This window comes from Pseudomonas sp. EA_65y_Pfl1_P113 (assembly GCF_963970525.1).
In the GTDB taxonomy this organism is placed as follows: domain Bacteria; phylum Pseudomonadota; class Gammaproteobacteria; order Pseudomonadales; family Pseudomonadaceae; genus Aquipseudomonas; species Aquipseudomonas tritici.
The window spans coordinates 1-569 of record NZ_CAXAQM010000280.1; the positions used below are offsets into that span (position 1 = coordinate 1).

1 protein-coding gene is annotated in these 569 nt (G+C 68.9%); it reads right to left on the reverse strand.

All coding sequences use genetic code 11. From position 1 onward, the window contains the following. A partial coding sequence (locus AACY52_RS29600; RefSeq protein WP_339561266.1) for a hypothetical protein occupies positions 1–569 on the reverse strand: 569 nt, incomplete at both ends.

Here is a 569-nt window from a genome sequence, read left to right on the forward strand (position 1 = left end):
GATCGACCTGTGCGGCGGGCGCGCGCGCGACATTGCCGCCATCTTCAAAGATCGACGCCGCCAGCGTCTTGGCAAGCGCGGCTTCGGTGGCGCTGCGCCGCACATCGCCGCCCGGGATCAACAACCCGGCTGCGACCACGCCGCACATCGCCGCAACGCGCGGCGCGCCCGGTGCCGCCTTTTCCGCCCCACGGTCGATATGCCGCGCACCGCGCGCCAGCGTGTTGAGCACGCGGCTGCGGTAGACGAGATCGGTCGACGACAGGATGAGCGGTGCATGCGCGGTCCACAGCAGGATCCGCCGTCCCCACAGATCGGCGCGCCACGCGGGCTCGCTAACGGTGTCGGCATGGGCATCGAGCCAACGCCGCATCAGCGCCTCGGCAATGGGGATCCCCTGCGCGCGCGTGGCCACGGTGGAAAGATCGCGCAGCCACGAAAACCCGTGCAGATAATCGGCAAAAGCCTTGGAAAAATCCGGCTTGGCCAGATCGAGCGCGGCGATCGAGCGCGATTCGCCGCGGAAGCTCAAACGACCGTCCAGCAACGCGTTGCCGCGCCGTGCATCG